The sequence below is a fragment of the Nocardioides sp. genome, from assembly GCF_030150155.1.
Classification (GTDB): domain Bacteria; phylum Actinomycetota; class Actinomycetes; order Propionibacteriales; family Nocardioidaceae; genus Nocardioides.
Map to the genome: position 1 here is coordinate 1 of NZ_JASLGR010000016.1, position 18,865 is coordinate 18,865.

The following is an 18,865-nucleotide window of genomic DNA, read 5'->3' on the forward strand; positions in this document are numbered from 1 at the left end:
CGGGGCGAAGATCGAGGCGATTCAGGCTGATACGCAGGGTGCTGTGTCGGCGATCAGTCGGATCAGTGGTGTGATCGCGAAGATCAACGACATTCAGACCACGATCGCTTCGGCGGTGGAGGAGCAGACCGCGACGACGAATGAGATCGCGCGGTCGGTGACGGAGGCTGCTGCGGGGGCCAATGGGATTGCTGAGGATGTGACGCAGGTGGCCTCGGCTGCCGCCGACACCCGCCTGGGCGCCCACAACACGCTGCAGTCGGCGACCGAGCTCACCGGCATGGCTGACGACCTCAAGCAGCTGGTCGGCCACTTCAAGCTCTGAGTGGACCGGCGCCGTTCTGCGGCCCGGACAACGCACAAGGCGCTCGCCCCGATCGGGGCGAGCGCCTTGTGCTGTCGCAGTGCTGGACCTGCTGCGCGCAGATCGGTCTCAGCGGGAGAGCTCCGAGAGCAGGCTCGAGGAGCCGCCGTCGCGCTGCATCGGGACCGGGGCGCCCGTCGACGTGGTCGGGGTGCCCTGCTCGCCACGGAACTTGAGAGCCAGCACGGCGGCCTGGGTGCGGTGCTGCACCCCGAGGCGCGCCAGCAGGCCGGTGACGTGGTTCTTGACCGTCTTCTCGGCCAGGAAGAGCCGCTCGGCGATCTGGCGGTTGGTCAGACCCTCGGCGATCAGGAAGAGGATCTTCGACTGCTGCGGCGTGAGGTCGGCCATCAGGTCGAGGGTGCGGCGGTGGAACTGCACCTGCTGCACCACCCGGGCCGCGACGGCGGGGTCGATCAGGCTGTGGCCCGAGGCGACCAGCCGCACGCCGCTGATCAGGGAGTTGCCCTCGATCTGCTTGAGCACGAAGCCGGCGGCACCGGCCAGGATCGCCGCGGAGATGGCGTTGTCGTCGTCGTACGACGTCAGGATCAGCGCCTTGATCTCCGGGTCGGCGGCGCGCACCTCACGGCACACGTCGATGCCCGACCCGTCAGGGAGACTGGCGTCGAGGACGCAGACATCGGGGCGCGCAGCCAGGATGGCGGCAGCGGTGCCGGTCGCCATGCCGGCCTCGCCGACGACCTCGATGTCTCCCTCAGACTCGAGCAGGCTCTTGACCCCACGGCGGACGATTTCATGGTCGTCCACGAGAAACACGCGGACGTTCCCTCCCTGTGACATGTCTAGATCATCGGCACTCGGGACGAAAGTCGCAGCATTTCCGAGGTTCTCACCGTGAAAATGATGCGGTCGGCCGCTCATCACCCCCGGGTGATAGCCCAGATGGACTAGTCATCTCCGGCCATCCCCAGGGAGTGGGCCGGTCCGGGGGAGCCTGCGGGCCGGTCGGGGAGCCCTGGGGTGGAGGCTAGGTGGCGCGGAGCACCCGGTCGCGGCCCTCGCCGGTCCGGGTCGGCACGGCGGCCACCGGGGTGGTCAGCCCGCGCAGCAGGTCGACCACGTCGCCGGTGCTGAGCGGCACGCCGGCCAGCGGCTGGGGGACCGTCGAGGAGGTGCCGAGCTCGAGCCGGTAGAGGGTGTCGGTCAGCTCGAAGTCGATGTCGCGGACCGTCGCGGTCCACCGGGTCGCGCCGTCGCGGACCTCGACCCGCTCACCGGGCTCCAGGCCGCGGGTCAGCGGGGTCTGGGTATGGCGGACCAGCAGCGAGCGGGTGCGACGGGTGAACGCACTGATCGTGAGCTCCAGCGTCTCCATCGTCTCTCCTCTCGTGCCGGGGTTCGACGCCTGACCTACCCACTGGCCGGGGCCGTAAACCTCGGCCGCCACAATGAGGACGATGGTCCCGGGGGTGCGGATTCGAAGTCGGCAGGCATGTGCGGGAGGATGGCGCACGCCGCCCTCGTAGCTCAGGGGATAGAGCGTCGGTTTCCTAAACCGTGCGTCGCAGGTTCGAATCCTGCCGGGGGCACCGCTTGGACTCTTCTCAGGTCGGCACGTCACAATGTCAAGATGAACGACGCATGGGACCGCGCCGACGACACGCCGGGCGATCCCGTCGTTCCTTCCACAGACGACTCCACCCGCGAGAACCCGATCGTCCGGGCCGCCGCCGGGTACGGCGACGACGCGCCCCGTGACCCGCGTGTCGAGCGCCGCTCCTCCTCGCGTGCCGGCAGCCGCCGCGCGCACAGTGCCAAGCGGCACACGGTCGGCAAGGTGCTGCTCTCCACGCTGCTCACCCTGGCCCTGGTCTCGGCGATGTCGGTGGCGTTCTTCTACCGGCACCTCAACGGCAACCTGAACACCGTCGATATCTCCGGAGACATCCTGGAGCCGAAGCCGACAGTGCCGGCCGATGTCGGCCCCACCGGCGCGCTCAACATCCTGGTGATGGGCTCCGACACTCGCGATTGCGCCGGCTGCAACATCGACGGCATCCCCGGGGGCGACGGCGCCGACACGACGATCCTGGTGCACCTCAGTGCGGACCGGAAGACGGCGTACGGCATCTCGATCCCGCGTGACTCGCTGGTCGACCGACCCGAGTGCAAGGACAAGAAGGACAAGTCGATCATCCATCCGGCCGCCACCAACGTGATGTGGAACGCGGCCTACTCGATCGGCGGCGAGGCCTGCACGGTCGCCCAGTTCATGCACGACACCGGGATCCCGGTCGACCACTACGTCACTGTCAACTTCGGCAGCTTCAAGAACATGGTCGACGCCATCGGCGGCGTCGAGGTCTGCGTGCCCAAGGACATCCACTCCGAGCAGTACGGCATCTTCATCAAGGCCGGCACCCGCAAGATCCAGGGCAAGGCCGCCCTGGCCTACGTCCGGGTGCGGCACGGCATCGGTGACGGCTCCGACATCGGCCGGGTCAAGCGCCAGCAGGCGTTCATCGGCGCGATGGTGAGCCAGGTGCTCTCCGCCGACACCCTGGCCAACCCGATCAAGGTGACCAAGTTCCTCGACGCGGCGACCAAGTCGCTCACGCTCGACATGAACCTCACCGACCTGGTCAAGCTCGCGCTCCAGTTCAAGAACGTCGGCGCCGGCGGGATCAAGTTCATCACCATCCCCAACGGCCCCGCCCCCTCGGACCCGAACCGGGTCGCCTGGACCTCGGAGGCCGACGTGGTGTGGAAGCGGATCCTGCACGACAAGACCCTCCCGACCGACCTCACCGGCCAGGCCGTGATCAGCGTCGACCACCTGCCGGGCCAGTCCGAGTCGCCCAACCCGACCCCGTCGGCCACCGCATCGGACTCGCCGTCGGCCACCGCCTCGGGCAGTGCGTCCGGCAGCCCGTCGGGCTCGGCCAGCGGGTCGGCGACGAAGAGCCCGTCGGCCTCGCCCTCGTTGGAGGCCAACGGTCGTACGGCGGCCGACAACGCCGCCCTCGAAGCGGCAGGCCTGTGCACGTGAGCGAACCCCACGACCCCAGCGACACCAACGACACCAGCCAGCCGGAGGAGTCCGACGCCCCGGCCAAGCCGGCCAAGCCGGCGAAGCCCGTCGAGCCGGAGTGGAAGCGCAAGGCCCGCCTCGCGCGGATCTTCGGCGACGCGCTGCCCGAGAGCACCCTGGACGACCGCGACGAGCCGCGCGACCAGCGTGATCGCGAGGAGGACGCCTGGCTGCGCTCCCAGGTCCCGCCGCACCACGGCAAGGTCTGAGGCACGCCCCACCCGGGCCTGTGGATAACGTCCGACGCCTCCGGCCGGATCGGCCTAGCGTCGGGGCATGGCACCGTCTCGGGTCTCTCGTACCTCGCTGGTGCGGCGTGTGCGCCGCGTCGTCCTCGGTCATCGCCGGCTGCTGGCGGCACTGTTGAGTGCTGTCGCGGTGCTCGCCGGTCTCCAGGCGGTGCGGCCCGATCCGCCACCCGGCCCGGTGCCGACGGCGGTGGCCCGCACCCTGGGGGAGCGGCTGCTGGCTGACCATCCCGGCCTCACCCCGCTGCCGGTGCGCCTGCCCGACGCGGAGATGGCGGCCCTGCTCGAGCCAGGCGACACGGTGACGCTGCTGGCGACACCGGCGACGGGCGAGAGCACCGCCGCGCAGGTGGTGGCGAGTGGCGTCACGATCTTGCAGACCGTGCCAGAAAGTTCTCAGAATCGCGTCACGGGAGCCGCTGGGGGCCGTCTGATCATTGTCGGGGTGACCAGAACACAGGCCTCATCCGTCACTGCAGCAGCGGTGCGGTCGGTTCTCACGTACGCGTGGGACCGTTAGGGTCGGGTGTGCTCGGGGGTCACTCCGCACTCCCCACTGGACTACAGGAGTTACATCATGAACGGGTTCAAGAAGTTCTTGCTCCAGGGCGACTTGGTGGCCCTGGCGACTGCCGTCATCATCGCGACCGCCTTCGGGAAGGTCGTCACCACCTTCACCAGCTGGCTGACCAGCCTCATGCCCGACAGCGCCTCCAAGGTGTTCAGCGATGCCCCCAACAGCTTCGGTGCGTTCCTGAACGCCGTCGTCGCGTTCGTGATCATCGCCGCGATCGTCTACTTCTTCGTGGTGGCGCCGTACACGAAGGCCAAGGAGCGGTTCTTCCCGGACCCGGAGCCCGGCGAGACCGAGCTCGACGTCCTCAAGGAGATCCGCAGCAGCCTCGCTGCCAAGTGAGCTTGCGGCTGCACACGCAGCCGACACGCACCAGGCCCGGACCGCTCAGCGGTCCGGGCCTGTTCGCGTCGTGGACGCCGTGTCGGGGGCTCTACTCGGAGGACGAGGAGCTGGACGACGCGCTCGAACGCGAGTCGGTCCGGTAGAAGCCGCTGCCCTTGAACACCACACCCGCGGCGCTGAAGACCTTGCGCAGCTTCCCGTGGCACTGGGGGCACTCGGTCAGCGCCGCGTCCGAGAACGACTGCACCTGCTCGAAGTCGTAGCCGCATTCCGTGCAGGCGTACTGATAAGTCGGCACGTCACTCTCCTTCGCTCTGGCACTCTCGGTTTTCGAGTGCCAAGGATACAAACATCGGGACGGCTCCGGTTATTCGCCGCCCGCCCAGCGGCACCCGCCGAGGCTCAGACGAAGAGCGTCACGCCGTGCGAGGTGAGCGCCCCGGTGACGGGTCGGTCGTGCTCCTCGACGGGCACCGTGAGGCCCACCTCGCTGGGGTAGAGCACGATCCAGACGTCGGTGCCGCGCGGCACCCGGGCCAGCGCCCGGTCGTAGGAGCCACCCCCGCGGCCCAGCCGCTCCCCGGCGTGCGACACGCCCAGCCCGGGCACCAGCACCAGGTCGGCGGTGGCGATCGCGTCGGGGCCCAGGAGTGGTCCGGTGGGTTCGAGCAGCCCGCGGCTCGCCGGGACCAGGTCACCGGTGTAGACCGCCCAGTCCAGGTCGTTGTCGCGCTGGAGCACGGGCAGGATCACCCGCTTGCCAGCGGCGGCCAGAGCGTCCAGGAGCGGTCCGGTGCCGGGTTCGGCGCCGATCGACACGTAGGCGGCCACGGTCGCAGCCCGGCGTACGGCGGCAGCGCCTTGCGCCACCTCGGCGAGGGCGGCCGCGGCGTGGCGGATCTCGCCCACCGAGAGGCGCTTTCGGCCCGCCAGGATCTGGTCACGCGCCGCAGTCTTTCGAGGGTCCGGTTCCCGCAAGGTCACCACTTCACCTTACGATCCCCCTTATGGGTAACGCAGGGCTGCAGAAGGCCACCGTCAAGATGCGGGAGGCTGGCGTCGACAAGGTCGCCATCGAGACCTTTGCCCACTACTACCGCCTGCTCGAGCTCGGAGAGACCGGTCTGATCCCGGAATCGTCCATCGAACCCGTCGAGATGCCGTCCTTGTCCGATGTCGAGGTCGACGACGAGACGGCGGCAGAAGCGTTGGCGAAGGTCGTCGTGATCAAGCTCAACGGTGGGCTGGGCACCTCCATGGGGATGGACAGGGCGAAGTCCCTGCTCTGTGTCCGCAAGGGCCTCTCCTTCTTGGATGTCATCGCCCGCCAGGTGCTGCACCTGAGGGAGAAGCACCAGGTCGCCCTGCCCCTGCTGTTCATGAACTCCTTCCGCACCAGCGGCGACACGCTGGCGGCGCTGGCGCGCTACACCGACCTCCCGGTCGAGGGGCTGCCGCTGGAGTTCCTGCAGAACATGGAGCCCAAGCTCCTGCTCAGCGACCTCAGCCCGGTCACCTGGCCCAAGGACCCCGACCAGGAGTGGTGCCCGCCCGGTCACGGCGACCTCTACACCGCGCTGCGGGGCACCGGCTTGCTCGACCAGCTGATCGACGAGGGCTTCCGCTACGTCTTCGTCTCCAACTCCGACAACCTCGGTGCGATCCCGGACCCGCGGGTGGCTGGCTGGTTCGCCCGCTCGGGAGCGCCGTTCGCGATCGAGGCCGTGCAGCGCACCGCCAGTGACCGTAAGGGCGGCCACTTCGCCCGGCGCAAGTCCGACGGCCGGATCGTGCTGCGCGAGACCGCGCAGACCGCACCCGAGGACCTGCAGGCGCTGGCCGACCTGGACCGGCACCGCTACATGAGCACCAACAACCTCTGGTTCGACCTGGTCGCGATGCGCGAGACCCTCGACGCCCGCAGCGGCATCCTCGGCCTGCCGATGATCCGCAACGTGAAGACGGTCGACCCCGCCGACGGCACCAGCCCCAAGGTGGTGCAGGTCGAGACCGCGATGGGGGCGGCGATCGAGGTCTTCGAGGGCGCCCAGCTGATCGAGGTCGACCGGGACCGGTTCATCCCGGTGAAGACCACCAACGACCTGCTCGTGCTGCGCTCCGACGTCTACGACATGGCCGGTGACTACCGCCTGGAGCAGACCGTCGAGGAGGTGCCGTTCGTGGACCTCACCGGTCGGCACTACAAGGTCGTCGCCGAGTTCGAGAAGCGCTTCCCCGAGGGCACCCCGAGCCTGCGCAAGGCGACCTCGTTCACGATCAAGGCCGACGCCACCTTCGGTGCCGGCGTCCAGGTGATCGGCGATGTGGTGGTCGACGGAGCGGGGCCCGTCCGGGTGGCCCCGGACTCGGTACTGTCGTCTGGTGCCTGACACCCCCACTGCTCCTGCCTCGGTCGAGGAGTATCGCGCCAGGATCCTGGAGGACCTGGCGCCGTTGCCCGCCTCCCCGATGCCGCTGCTCGACACCCTCGGCCTGACCGCGGTCGCCGACGTCACGGCGCGGGTCTCGCTGCCGGGCTTCGACAACTCCTCGATGGACGGCTACGCGGTGGCCTGGGAGGACGTCCGCGGCGCGGCGCCGCTCTACCCGGTGACGCTGCCGGTCGTGGGGGAGAACGCCGCCGGTGCGGCGACCCTGCTCGCGCTCGCCCCGGGGACGGCGGCCAAGATCATGACCGGTGCGCCGCTGCCGATCGGCGCCGACACGGTGGTGCCGTACGAGTCCACCGATCGTGGCGTGGCCGCCGTACAGATCCGGCATGCGCCCGACCGGCTCGGGCACTACGTCCGCTCGCGCGGCGACGACGTCGAGGCCGGGGACCTGGTGCTCCCGGCCGGGACCCGGATCGGGCCGCGCCACCTCGGGCTGCTGGCCGCCACCGGTCACGCCTCGGTGCTGACCCGGCCACGGCCGCGGGTGGTGGTGCTCTCCACCGGCTCGGAGCTGCGTGACCCCGGTCAGCCGCTGGGCCCGGACTCGATCTACGACGCGAACTCGTTCCTGCTCGCCGGGGCCGCCAAGGCCGCCGGTGCGATCGTCTACCGGGTCGGTCTCGTGCCCGACCAGCCCGACGCCTTCCTGGAGGCGCTCGACGACCAGCTGGTCCGTGCGGACCTGGTGGTGACCTCGGGCGGTGTCTCGGCCGGGGACTACGACGTGGTGAAGGAGGCCCTGGCCGGCCGCGGCGTCTGGTTCGGCCCGCTGGCGATGCAGCCCGGCAAGCCGCAGGGCTTCGGGTACGTCGGCCCGGACCGCACCCCGCTGCTCGCGCTGCCCGGCAACCCGGTCTCGGCGTGGGTCTCCTTCCAGCTGTTCGTCAGGCCGGCGCTGCGGCGTCTGCAGGGGATCTTTCCCGAGGAGCCGACGCTGACCTCGGCCCGGCTGGCCGAGCCGCTGACCTCCATCCCGGGCAAGCGCCAGTTCCTGCGCGGGATGCTCACCGCCGGTGCCGACGGGGTGCCGACCGCGACCCTGGCCGGAGGCCCCGGCTCGCACCTGCTCGGCGACCTGGCCCTGGCGACCTGTCTGATCGTGGTGCCCGAGGAGGTCACCGAGCTCGACGCCGGTGCCGAGGTGGAGGTGCTGGCGTTCGATGACTGACCGACTTCCGGGTTCACCACCGCCGACTTCCGGGTTCACCACCGACGAGATCCGGCTCACCCACATCGACGAGACCGGGGCGGCCCGGATGGTCGACGTCTCGGCCAAGGACGTCACCGCACGGACCGCCATCGCGACCGGGCGGGTGCTGGTCTCGGCCGAGGTGATCGCGCTGCTGCGCGGCCCCGGCGTGGCCAAGGGCGACGCGCTCGGCGTCGCCCGGATCGCCGGGATCATGGGTGCCAAGAAGACCCCCGACCTGATCCCGCTGTGCCACCCGCTGGCGATCAGCGGCGTCACCGTCGACCTCGCCCTGGCCGACGACGCCGTCGAGATCGCCGCCACCGTGCGCACCACCGACCGCACCGGCGTCGAGATGGAGGCGCTGACCGCCGTCACCGTCGCGGCGCTGACCGTGATCGACATGGTGAAGGCGGTCGACAAGGCCGCTGTGATCACCGACGTCCGGGTCGAGTCCAAGACCGGTGGCCGCTCGGGTCAGTGGCAGCGCGATGAGATCCACGACCAACCCGAGGGGGACCAGCGGTGAGCTCGATCAAGGCCGGAGTGGTGGTGGCCTCCAACCGTGCCTCCGCCGGCGTGTACGCCGACCTGACCGGCCCGATCCTGGTCGAGGCCCTGACCGCACTCGGGTTCAGCGTCCCGGCTCCGGCGGTGGTGCCCGACGGTCAGCCCGTGGCCCAGGCCATCTCGGCGTACGTCATCGGCGGCGCACGGCTCGTGCTGACCACCGGCGGCACCGGTCTCACCCCGACCGACCAGACCCCCGAGGTCACCGGGCCGCTGCTGGACCGCGAGGTGCCCGGCATCGCCGAGGCGATCCGCGCGGCCGGTGTCGCCCAGGGCGTCCCGACGGCGATGCTGTCGCGGGGCCTGGCCGGCACCATCGGCGATGCGCTGGTGATCAACCTGCCCGGCTCGCGCGGTGGGGTCACCGACGCCCTGGCCGTCCTCACGCCGGTGTTGGAGCACGCGCTCGCCCAGATCCTGGGGAGTGACCACCGATGACGCGTCCGCTCGGTCGGGCACGGCTGTGGCCGGTGGTGCTGGAGAGCCGTGAGGTGCGGGTGCGCCCGCTGTCGCTGCGCGACGGGCCCGCCTGGTCGCAGGCCCGCCGGCGCAATGCGCACTGGCTGGAGCCCTGGGACGCGACCGTTCCGCCCGGGGGAGAGGCCCGCCCGGCCAGCTTCGCCGCCCTCGTACGTCGTCAACGCCGGGCCGCACGCCGTGGCCAGGCCCTGCCCTTCGCGATCGAGGTCGACGGTGCCTTCGCCGGCCAGGTGACGGTCTCGAACATCGTGCACGGCTCGGCGCACTTCGCCTCGATCGGCTACTGGCTCGACGAGCGGTACGCCGGCCGGGGTGTGATGCCCCGCGCGGTGGCGCTGGTGATCGACCACTGCTTCGAGGCCGGGCTGCACCGGATCGAGGTGTCGATCAGGCCGGAGAACCACAACTCGCTGCGGGTGGTGGAGAAGCTCGAGATCGGCCAGGTCGGGTACTCGCCGCGGTACCTGCACATCGACGGGGACTGGCGTGATCACATGAACTTCGCGATCACCGCCGAGGAGCTTCCGCCCGGCGGATTGATCACTCGAGTCCCATAAACCTCAGGCGCAATTTGCGACACACCAGCCGACCTCCCGGGCGTGTCGCGCGTCCCCTCCTAACCTCGTTCCGTGGACCTCAGCCCGTTGATCTTCGTCGCTATCGCGATCGCGTGGGGCGCCTATCTGATCCCGAAGGCCCTCGAGCATCACGACGCCGGTGCCCGCACCCGCACGATCTCCACCTTCTCCGAGCGGATGCGGGTCCTGGCCCGCCGTGAGGCGGTGAGTCGTCGACGGTCCACCCTGGTGACGACGAAGGCCGCCACGGAGGGTGCCGAGACCGAGGCTCCGGCCGCCGAGCGCCCGGTTGCCGAGCGTCAGGCAGCGATGCCGGTCGAGGATCTCCGTCCGGTCGAGGTGATCGTCTCCGAGACCCTCAACGAGTCCATCCTGGAGACCACCCAGTCGGGCCGTCTGCACCTGCCCAGCGAGCGCCCCGCGGTGCGCCGCGACACCGGGCCGCTCTCGGCCGCCGGTGTCGCGGCCCGTCGCCGTCGTCGCGTCCTCGGCGTCCTGGTCTTCCTCTTCGCCGCGACCGCTGCGATCGCCGTCGGCCACGTGATCGCCTGGCCGTGGCTGATCCTGCCCACCCTGCTCGTCGCCGGCTGGCTGGTCGCCTGCCGGATGATGGTGACCGGGGAGCGTGCCCGTCGCACCGCCCCGGTCGTCGTACGCCGTCAGCGCACCGAGTCCACCGCCACCGTGGTCGTCCACGAGGCCGTGACGACGTTCACCGACGACGACACCACCTCGATCCCGGCGATCGTGGACGAGGCCGTCGAGGCCCCTGCCGCCGACGCCGCCGGGACCTGGGAGCCGGTGCAGGCCCCGTTGCCGACGTACGTCTCCAAGGACGTCGCGCCGCGTCGGACCGTCACCATCGACCTCGACTCCACCGGTGTCTGGACCTCGGGTCCGCTCGAGTCGGACTCGGCTATCGCACGCGAGGCGCGCGAGGCCGACGCTGCCCGTGCGCAGGCCGAGCAGGCACCGATCAAGCGCGCAAGCGGGGCCTGATTTCAGGTCGCCGAGCCGCCGGTGCTAGCCTTCACGGGCACTCACCGAGACGACTCGGGAAGCGCGGTTCGGGGGTATGGCGCAGCTGGTAGCGCGTCTCGTTCGCATCGAGAAGGCCAGGGGTTCGAATCCCCTTACCTCCACCGAACAGAAGGGCGGTCCACAGGGACCGCCCTTCTGGCATTTCACGCCGGCATTGCACGCCGGCATCTCGCGGCGTCGGTGGTGAATCGCCCATCTGGGGGAGGGTTGTACCTTCACAGCGGCGAGCCGGTCGCCGAGGATGGTGGGGTCGTCCCCAGCTCGGGTGGACGAGGACATCTGGAGGCTGTGATGAAGGTTCGTTCTCTCGTAGCGTCGACGGCGGTCGCCGTCGCCGGTCTGACGGTGGTGGCACCCGCGTCCCATGCGGCCGCGCCGCTCGCCCCGAAGGCAGGCGTGGCAGGGGGCGCGGGGATCGCGACCGGCACGACGGCCACGACCACCGACAAGGTCAAGCCGAAGATCCGGATCAGCGTGCCCCGCAAGCCGTCGAAGGTCAGGTCGTGGCGCGTCGTGCGCGGTACGGCGTCCGATGCGGGCAGTGGGCTCTCGATGGTCGGCGTCTTCGTGGCGCAGAAGCGCGGCTCGCGCTGGTGGACCTACGACTTCGCGACCAAGAAGTGGCTCAAGGGCTACGCCAAGCTCGGCCCGACGGAGAAGAAGTCGAAGGCCAGCCCGGCGTTCGTGCAGGCTCCGCAGGGGAGGTGGGCCTCGCCCGCGATCAAGGGTCTGCGCCGCGGCTCGACGGTCTTCGAGGCGGCCGCGTTCGACAAGGCCGGCAACATCAAGGCGGTCCGGCTCGGACCGCGTCGGCTGCGCTGAGCCCCTCTCATCGTGAACGACCGGGGGTCGGCCCGCACGGGCCGGCCTCCGGGTCGTGAAAGCAAAGGAAATTCTCAGATTCCACCCTCACGGACGCCCGCGATCGACTTGAATTGAGGCTCGGCGTCTCCGAACTGGGGCCGCCGCCATGATCGATGGAGGCAGTTCGTGAAGGTTCGTTCCCTGATGGCAGCCGGCGCCCTGGTGGCGGCCGGTCTCACCCTGACGGCCCCGGTGGGCGCGTACGCCGCCTCCACCGACCCAGTGACCAACGTCCAGGCGTCGGCGCTGCAGACGCTGGGCACCCCCGGGACCTGGACCGTGACAGCCTCCTGGACCGCCAACCCTGACGCGACCGGCTACACCATCCGGCTCGCAAGCGAGTCCGGTGAGGAGCTCGGCACGTTCGGGCCGTTCACCACCACCAGCGCCACCTTCACCACCACGAAGCTCGGTGCCAGCGGTCAGTCCTACCGCGTGTTCGTGTCGACGACGGCCCCGAACGCCGAGGAGAGCGACTTCGCTCCGTTCGACTCGCCGCAGCTCGACACGACCGCCCCGGTGGCGACGTACAAGGTCAACCGCTCCAGCGCCGTGCTGGTCCCCGCCGCCGCGTACAGCTCGGTCCGCAGCACCTCGGTCGTCCTGACCCAGGCCAGCGCCGACGACACGATCGCCTCGCGCCAGATCGTCCCCGGTGACGGCAGTGCCGCTGTCGCGTGGCCGCTGAACAAGCCGACCGCGACGATCCGCTACACCAAGGCCGGCGTCTTCACGCCGAAGGTCCGGGTCGCCGACATCTACGGCAACGTGGCCGAGATCGCCGCCGGCAAGGTCTCCGTCATCCGTGACACGGTCGCCCCGAAGGTCTCCATCATGACGCCTTCGAAGGCCACCAAGCTCGCCTCCTGGAAGGTCGTTCGGGGCACCGCCTCCGACGCCGGCACCGGGGTCCTGGCCGTCGGCGCCTTCGTGATGCAGAAGCGTGCCGGTGTCTGGTGGGCCTACGACTTCGCCACGAAGAAGTGGCTGAAGGGCTACCGCTCGATCACCACGACCGAGAACCGCACCAAGGCCAACGCCGCCTTCGTCACCGTGCGTGCCAACGGCACCTGGGTGACCCCGGCGATCAAGGGTCTGAAGAAGGGCTCGACGATCTTCGAGGCCGCCGCCCTCGACCTCGAGCTCAACCAGGGCTTCGCCCAGGTCGGCCCGCGCACCTTGCGCTGACCCCGTTCTGCGCCCGAGCCGGTGTCGCCCTCGTGGGCGGCACCGGCTCGTGGTCTTCTCGGGGCCAGACGGCGTCGCGCCCAGGTGCCTGACAGAAACTGACAGTGAATTCTCAGAATATGCCTGCGGGGGTCCTCCGGATCCGCTTGACTAGACGAATTGTCGGTTCCGGTCGGAGGCGGCTGTGATCGACGGAGGAACCGTGACGTCTCGTTCCCTGGCTGTGCTGTGCTCCCTGGTGGCCGCCAGTCTGGTGGCGACCCCGCAGGTGCACGCCGACGAGCCGGTCGACACCACCGCGCCGACCGGCAGCTACCGACTCGCCCAGACCACGACGTACCTCGCCTCCTCGCAGTGGCGGTCGACGACGTTCGAGGCACCGCCGTTGACGGCGACGGTCACCCTCGTCCAGACCGCGTTGGACGACCCCTCCGCCCTGCGCTGGGTCGACCTGGGGGACGGCTCCGACGCTGTCGCCTGGCGGGCCGGTACGTCGCTCACGCTGACCTACGATCAGGCGGGGGTCTTCACTCCGTCGGTCTCCCTCAGCGACGCCGTCGGCAATGCCTCCACGGTGCGGCTGCCCGCGGTCACGGTGCGGCGGGACACCGTGCGTCCGACCGTGCGGCTCCGGAAGCCGAAGAAGCCGAAGAAGATCTCGTCGTGGAAGGTGGTGCGCGGCACGGCCTCCGACCGGGAGACCGGCATGGCCTACGTCGACGTCTACCTGATGCAGCGCGACGGCGGCCGCTGGTGGGGCTATGACTTCCCGCGCCGGCGTTGGTTCAGGATCACCGACCCGGCCGCCGAAGGTCGGAGATTCCACCACACCGTGCGAGCGGCCGAGCTGACGGTGCGGGCCGATGGCACCTGGGTGACCCCGCCGATCAAACGGATGAAGAAGTTGCGGCTCCTCGTCGAGTACCACGGACGGGACCGGGCCGGTAACGCCGCACGCACCTGGTATCCGGAGTACGACGTCCGCTGACCGCTGCGACCACCGGTCGCGACACCCCTCAACCTCGGTCGCCCCATCCTGGGCCGGCCCGCTTCCCCTGGAGGATTCTCGTGAAGTTCCGTTCCCTGGCCGTCCTCGGCTCGCTGCTGGCCGCCGGCCTCGCAGTGACCCCGAGCGCCGCGCACGCCGCCCCGACCGATCCGGTCACCGACCTGCACGCGACGGCGGTGCAGACCCCCGGTTCGCACTCCAGCTGGACCGTGACCGGCACCTGGACGAAGAACCCTGACGCGAGCTCGTACGAGGCGTACATCGCTGACAACGCGTTGGGCGTCAAGACCAACGACTACGACTGGACTGACACTCCTGACGGCGCTGCGGTCTTGACGAGCAGCAGGTTCGCCGCTGGGGTCACCTACTACCTCGCCGTCGTCTCCAAGGCGGCGGGCAGCGCGATCGTCACCACCCCGTTCACCGTCCCGGCGCTCGACGTCACCGCCCCGAAGCCGACGTTCAAGGTCAACCGCACCCGCGCCGTGCTGATCCTCGACTTCCAGAGCACCGACTTCAGCCGCCGTGCCCCGGTCGTGGTCAGCCAGGCCAGCACCGACGAGCCGATCACCTCGCGTTCGCTGCTGCCCGGTGATGGCAGCGCCGCGGTCGCGTGGCCGGTCGGCAAGCCCACCTCCTCGATCGTCTACACCAAGGCCGGCATCTACTCGCCGAGCGTGCGGGTCCAGGACGCGTACGGCAACGTCCGCGACGTCGCCCTGCCGAAGGTGACGGTCCTGCTCGACACCGCCAAGCCGCGCCTGACCATCACCAAGCCCGCCAAGGCGCAGAAGGCTGCCTCGTGGCGCGTCGTGCGTGGCACCGCCACGGACAGCGAGAGCGGCGTCTACATGGCTGCGGTCATGCTGATGCAGAAGCGGGCCGGCATCTGGTGGGCCTACGACTTCAAGACCAAGAAGTGGCTCAAGGGCTACGCGGACCGCAAGAAGACCGAGCGCAAGACCAAGGCCAACGGGGCGTACTTCACGCCGAAGGCCAACGGCACCTGGTCCTCGCCGACGATCAAGGGCATCGCCAAGGGTCAGCTCCTGGTCCAGGCTGCGGCCGTCGACTACGAGTTCAACGAGGCCGACGCCCAGGTCAAGGTCACGATCCGCTGATCCGCGCCCCGACGACGTACCGCCGACGCCGGCGCCTCCACCCGGAGGCGCCGGCGTTGTCGTCGGTGGGTCGCCGCTAGGCTGACCCGTCCTTGTCCGGCCGTCCCTGGAGCCCGTACGTCGTGTCTGTCGCCGTGTCCCGTCCGCTCGATGTCGCGACGGCGCTGAGGTCGCCGGCGGCCTTGCGCACCGAGATCCTCGGCGGCCTGGTGGTCGCCCTGGCCCTGATCCCCGAGGCGATCTCGTTCTCTGTGATCGCCCACGTCGACCCTCGGATCGGCCTGTTCGCGTCGGTCACGATGGCGATCACGATCTCCTTCGTCGGCGGTCGGCCCGCGATGATCTCGGCGGCCACGGGCGCTGTCGCGCTGGTGATCGCGCCGGTGGCGAAGACCTACGGGCTGGACTACCTGATCGCCACCGTGCTGCTTGCCGGGGTGTTCCAGATCGTGCTGGGGCTGCTCCAGATCGCCCGGCTGATGCGGTACGTGCCGCGCTCGGTGATGGTCGGCTTCGTCAACGCGCTCGGGATCCTGCTGGCCTGGGCGCAGTGGGACAACCTGCATGACGTGCCGTGGCTGGTCTATCCGCTCGTGATCGCCACGATCGTGACCATCTGGGGGCTGCCGAAGCTGACCCGCGCGGTGCCCTCGCCGCTGGTCGCGATCGTGGTGCTGACCGCGGTGACCTGGGCGGCCGGTGCCGGCGTACCGACGGTGAGCGACAAGGGTGAGCTGCCGGACTCGCTGCCGCCGTTCGGGCTTCCCGACGTGCCGTGGACGTGGGACACGCTCTCCACGATCGCGCCGTACGCGCTCGGGATGGCGCTGGTCGGGCTGATGGAGTCGCTGATGACGGCGACCCTGGTCGACGACCTCACCGACAGCCGGTCGGACAAGCGCCGTGAGTCGTGCGGTCAGGGTGTGGCCAACATCGTCACCGGCCTGTTCGGGGGCATGGGCGGGTGCGCGATGATCGGCCAGACGATGATCAACGTCCGCCAGTCCGGCGCCCGCACCCGGATCTCGACGTTCCTCGCCGGGGCGTTCCTGCTGGTCCTGCTGCTCGCGCTCGGCGACGTCGTCGGGCACATCCCGATGGCGGCGCTGGCCGGCGTGATGATCATGGTCGCGGTGGCGACGTTCGACTGGCACAGCCTCCGCACGCTGCGTCGGATGCCGCGCTCGGAGACGGCCGTGATGGTCGTGACCGTCGTCGTGGTGGTCGCCACCGACAACCTCTCGATCGGTGTCGTGGCCGGGGTGGTCGTCGCCTGCCTGCTCTTCGCCCGCCGGGTGGCCCACCTGGTCGGGGTCGAGCGGCACCTGGAGGAGGGCGGCGCTGTCGCGCGGTACGTCGTCACCGGGTCGCTCTTCTTCGCCTCCAGCAACGACCTCTACCGGCAGTTCGACTACGCCGGTGACCCGGACCGGGTGGAGATCGACGTCAGTGGCGCCCACATCTGGGACGCCTCCACGGTGGCGGCGCTCGACGCCGTCCGCACCAAGTACGGTCGGGTGGGTACGGAGGTGGGACTCCGGGGGCTCAACCCGGAGAGTGCGGCGATGATCGAGCGGCTCTCGGGCCATCTAGTCACGGAGGGGAAGTAGATGACTCGGATCGTGCGGGCCCTGGTGCCGATTCTTCTGGTCGCGGCCTGGCTTGCGGCCGGAGCGTTCGGAGGGCCCCTCTTCGGCCGGGTGAGCGAGGTCGCCACCAACGACGCCACGACGTTCCTGCCCAGCAATGCCGAGGCGACCGAGGTGCAGCGTCAGCTGGGCGACTTCCTGGGCAAGGACGCGGTGCCTGCGGTCGTCGTGATCACCGGTTCCGGGCAGATGACGCCCCAGACCCGGAGGGTGATCGACCATGCGTCCGCTGGCCTGCGCGAGTCGGTCGACGGAGTGGTCGCGGTCAGCCCGATGATCCCGTCCGACGACGGGCACGCCGCCGAGATCTTCGTCGAGCTCGATGCCTCAGGGGAGACCTCGGACCAGGTCGATGCGCTCAACCGTCACCTCGACGCGGCCTTGGCCGACGCGCCGGGCCTGCGACACTACGTGACCGGTCCGGCGGGATTCAGTGCGGACCTGTCGGGTGCCTTCGCCGGGGTCGACCTGCTGCTGTTGGGAGTCGCCCTCGGCGCGGTGATGATCATCCTCTTCATCGTCTATCGGGCGCCGTTGGTCGCGCTGGCGGTGGTGGCGACGAGCATGATGGCGTTGTGCGCGGCCCTCGGCGTGGTCTGGCTGCTGGCCCGCGAGGGGGTTCTGCTGCTCAACGGTCAGAGTCAAGGGATCCTCTTCATCCTGGTGATCGGTGCTGCCACCGACTACGGGCTGCTCTATGTAGCGCGCTACCGCGAGGAGCTGGCCCGCCATCGTGCCCGTACCCCGGCGACGCTCGCCGCGTGGCGAGCGTCCTGGGAGCCGATCCTGGCCTCGGCCGGCACCGTGATCGCCGGCCTACTCTGCCTGCTCTTCTCTCAGCTCCAGTCCAATCGGGACCTGGGGCCGATCGCGGCGATCGGGATCGCGTTCGCCATGCTGGCGGCCTTCACCCTGCTGCCGGCCCTGCTGTGGATCGGTGGTGCGACGGCGTACTGGCCCGGGCGGTTGCCGCACGACCACCGGGACGGGGTGCTGCCGAGTCGCGGCGTGTGGGCCCGGCTGCCTCGGTCGCTGGAGCGGCGGCCTCGACGGACGTGGATCGGGGTGGCGCTGCTGCTCGGTGTGGCGTGCCTGGGGGCATTCGGCTTCAAGGCTGGCGGCGTGGCGCAGAGTGAGCTGGTGCTCGGCACGTCCGACGCGCGCACCGGTCAGCAGGTGTTGGCCGAGCACTTCCCGGCAGGGTCCGGCAGCCCGGCGTACGTCGTCACCGGCGCCTCTGAGGCGGTGGCGGTCGCCCGCACCCTCGTGGCGCACGACGGCGTGGCCGCGGTGACCGCGGTGTCACCGGACTCGCCGGCGGGCACGATCCGCTTCGTCGGTGGTGTGTTCAAGGGTCAGCCTCGCGAGGTCGGCGGGCGGGTGCTGCTCGAGGCCACGCTGACCGATCCATTCGACTCGCCGGCCGCCGAGGCGACGGTGCGTACGCTGCGCTCCGACCTGGGTGCCCGGGCGCAGATCGGTGGCTCCACGGCGACCGAGATCGATACCAACGCTGCCTCTGCCCATGACCGCAAGCTGATCACCCCGTTGGTGCTGCTGGTGATCCTGGTGATCCTCGCGTTGCTGCTGCGTGCGGTGGTCGCGCCGCTGCTGTTGATCCTCACCACGGTGCTCTCCTTCGGGGCCACCCTCGGTGTGTCCGCTCTCGTGTTCAATCACCTCTTCGACTTCCCTGGCGCGGATCCTGCGGTGCCGCTGTTTGCGTTCGTCTTCCTGGTCGCGCTCGGCGTGGACTACAACATCTTCCTCATGACCCGAGTGCGCGAGGAGGCGGTGCGACACGGCACCGCTGCCGGTATCGGTCGGGGCCTGGCGATCACGGGGGGAGTGATCACGTCGGCGGGCCTGGTGCTGGCCGCGACGTTCGCCGCGCTCGCCGTACTCCCGATCCTGTTCCTGGCGCAGATCGCGTTCATCGTGGCCTTCGGTGTACTGCTCGACACCTTCGTGGTGCGCACCCTCCTGGTGCCGGCCCTGGCCTTCGACATCGGCCGTCGGATCTGGTGGCCATCGGCGCTGGGTCGCCCCGGCCAGGCACCACAGAGCGACGAGGGTGCTACTGCGACCTGATCCTTCTTGAGATACATTCGCAATAGATGCATCTCGAAGGGGGATC

At 70.0% G+C, this 18,865-nt stretch carries 20 protein-coding genes, 2 tRNA genes and 1 pseudogene; 19 read left to right on the top strand and 4 right to left on the bottom strand.

Annotated elements, in window-relative coordinates; genetic code table 11:
- Positions 1–325 (top strand): annotated as a pseudogene (locus Q1V88_RS03180) (hypothetical protein); the annotation flags it as partial.
- 108 nt (positions 326–433) lie between these two features.
- Here Q1V88_RS03180 and Q1V88_RS03185 read toward each other — a convergent pair.
- A complete protein-coding gene (locus Q1V88_RS03185) occupies positions 434–1,135 on the bottom strand; it encodes a response regulator transcription factor (RefSeq protein ID WP_366914057.1) in 702 nt (233 codons plus the stop codon).
- Positions 1,136–1,355: 220 nt separating this feature from the next.
- Positions 1,356–1,703, bottom strand: coding sequence for a hypothetical protein (locus Q1V88_RS03190; protein ID WP_300677795.1), 348 nt, complete (start codon positions 1,701–1,703; stop codon positions 1,356–1,358).
- 141 nt (positions 1,704–1,844) lie between these two features.
- Here Q1V88_RS03190 and Q1V88_RS03195 point away from each other — a divergent pair.
- The 5 genes from Q1V88_RS03195 (at position 1,845) to Q1V88_RS03215 (ending at position 4,583) form a co-directional block, all read left to right on the top strand.
- Positions 1,845–1,917 (top strand) — tRNA-Arg (locus Q1V88_RS03195).
- A gap of 41 nt (positions 1,918–1,958) precedes the next feature.
- Positions 1,959–3,377 carry an LCP family protein gene (locus tag Q1V88_RS03200; RefSeq protein ID WP_300677797.1) on the top strand — a complete coding sequence of 473 codons (1,419 nt, stop codon included), beginning with the start codon at positions 1,959–1,961 and terminating at the stop codon, positions 3,375–3,377.
- Positions 3,374–3,628, top strand: coding sequence for a hypothetical protein (locus Q1V88_RS03205; protein WP_300677800.1), 255 nt, complete (start codon positions 3,374–3,376; stop codon positions 3,626–3,628). Before Q1V88_RS03200 ends, Q1V88_RS03205 begins: the two co-directional genes overlap by 4 nt.
- Positions 3,629–3,695: 67 nt before the next feature.
- On the top strand, positions 3,696–4,187 hold the full coding sequence (locus Q1V88_RS03210; protein WP_300677802.1) for a hypothetical protein: 492 nt from the start codon (positions 3,696–3,698) through the stop codon (positions 4,185–4,187).
- A 57-nt stretch (positions 4,188–4,244) separates the two neighbouring features.
- Complete coding sequence (locus Q1V88_RS03215) at positions 4,245–4,583, top strand: MscL family protein (protein ID WP_300677805.1); 339 nt, start codon at positions 4,245–4,247, stop codon at positions 4,581–4,583.
- Between the two features lie 91 nt (positions 4,584–4,674).
- On the opposite strand, the gene Q1V88_RS03220 is transcribed toward Q1V88_RS03215, so the two are convergent.
- Together Q1V88_RS03220 and Q1V88_RS03225 are read right to left on the bottom strand one after the other, a co-directional pair.
- Positions 4,675–4,884 (bottom strand): FmdB family zinc ribbon protein, encoded by a 210-nt coding sequence (locus Q1V88_RS03220; protein ID WP_300677807.1) that lies wholly within the window; start codon positions 4,882–4,884, stop codon positions 4,675–4,677.
- Positions 4,885–4,988: 104 nt separating this feature from the next.
- Positions 4,989–5,573 (bottom strand): 5-formyltetrahydrofolate cyclo-ligase, encoded by a 585-nt coding sequence (locus Q1V88_RS03225; RefSeq protein WP_366914058.1) that lies wholly within the window; start codon positions 5,571–5,573, stop codon positions 4,989–4,991.
- Positions 5,574–5,593: 20 nt separating this feature from the next.
- Between Q1V88_RS03225 and Q1V88_RS03230 the strand changes: the two genes are divergently transcribed.
- From Q1V88_RS03230 to Q1V88_RS03290, 13 genes are all read left to right on the top strand, one after another.
- Complete coding sequence (locus Q1V88_RS03230; RefSeq protein ID WP_300677812.1) at positions 5,594–6,976, top strand: UTP--glucose-1-phosphate uridylyltransferase; 1,383 nt, start codon at positions 5,594–5,596, stop codon at positions 6,974–6,976.
- Positions 6,969–8,207, top strand: a complete 1,239-nt coding sequence (gene glp / locus Q1V88_RS03235; RefSeq protein ID WP_300677815.1) for a gephyrin-like molybdotransferase Glp — start codon at positions 6,969–6,971, stop codon at positions 8,205–8,207. The genes Q1V88_RS03230 and glp overlap by 8 nt, the downstream gene beginning before the upstream one ends.
- Positions 8,200–8,757 carry a cyclic pyranopterin monophosphate synthase MoaC gene (gene moaC / locus Q1V88_RS03240; RefSeq protein WP_300677818.1) on the top strand — a complete coding sequence of 186 codons (558 nt, stop codon included), beginning with the start codon at positions 8,200–8,202 and terminating at the stop codon, positions 8,755–8,757. The genes glp and moaC overlap by 8 nt, the downstream gene beginning before the upstream one ends.
- Entirely contained in the window at positions 8,754–9,236 is a 483-nt protein-coding gene (locus tag Q1V88_RS03245) for a MogA/MoaB family molybdenum cofactor biosynthesis protein (RefSeq protein ID WP_366914059.1), read from the top strand. The genes moaC and Q1V88_RS03245 overlap by 4 nt, the downstream gene beginning before the upstream one ends.
- Positions 9,233–9,835: a GNAT family protein gene (locus tag Q1V88_RS03250; protein WP_300677820.1), complete on the top strand. Its 603-nt coding sequence runs from the start codon at positions 9,233–9,235 to the stop codon at positions 9,833–9,835. The genes Q1V88_RS03245 and Q1V88_RS03250 overlap by 4 nt, the downstream gene beginning before the upstream one ends.
- A 72-nt stretch (positions 9,836–9,907) precedes the next feature.
- Positions 9,908–10,855: a hypothetical protein gene (locus Q1V88_RS03255; RefSeq protein WP_300677823.1), complete on the top strand. Its 948-nt coding sequence runs from the start codon at positions 9,908–9,910 to the stop codon at positions 10,853–10,855.
- 70 nt (positions 10,856–10,925) lie between these two features.
- Positions 10,926–10,998: transfer RNA gene (locus Q1V88_RS03260), tRNA-Ala, on the top strand.
- A 190-nt stretch (positions 10,999–11,188) separates the two neighbouring features.
- The gene (locus Q1V88_RS03265; protein WP_300677826.1) at positions 11,189–11,719 is read left to right on the top strand and encodes a hypothetical protein; all 531 of its coding nucleotides are present in this window, start codon (positions 11,189–11,191) and stop codon (positions 11,717–11,719) included.
- A 168-nt stretch (positions 11,720–11,887) separates the two neighbouring features.
- The gene (locus Q1V88_RS03270; protein WP_300677829.1) at positions 11,888–12,949 is read left to right on the top strand and encodes a hypothetical protein; all 1,062 of its coding nucleotides are present in this window, start codon (positions 11,888–11,890) and stop codon (positions 12,947–12,949) included.
- Positions 12,950–13,151: 202 nt separating this feature from the next.
- Positions 13,152–13,937: a PKD domain-containing protein gene (locus Q1V88_RS03275; RefSeq protein WP_300677832.1), complete on the top strand. Its 786-nt coding sequence runs from the start codon at positions 13,152–13,154 to the stop codon at positions 13,935–13,937.
- An 80-nt stretch (positions 13,938–14,017) separates the two neighbouring features.
- Positions 14,018–15,079, top strand: a complete 1,062-nt coding sequence (locus Q1V88_RS03280) for a hypothetical protein (protein WP_300677835.1) — start codon at positions 14,018–14,020, stop codon at positions 15,077–15,079.
- 122 nt (positions 15,080–15,201) lie between these two features.
- Positions 15,202–16,689: a SulP family inorganic anion transporter gene (locus tag Q1V88_RS03285; RefSeq protein ID WP_300677837.1), complete on the top strand. Its 1,488-nt coding sequence runs from the start codon at positions 15,202–15,204 to the stop codon at positions 16,687–16,689.
- Positions 16,690–18,819: an MMPL family transporter gene (locus Q1V88_RS03290; RefSeq protein ID WP_300677838.1), complete on the top strand. Its 2,130-nt coding sequence runs from the start codon at positions 16,690–16,692 to the stop codon at positions 18,817–18,819.
- Positions 18,820–18,865 lie beyond the last annotated feature (46 nt).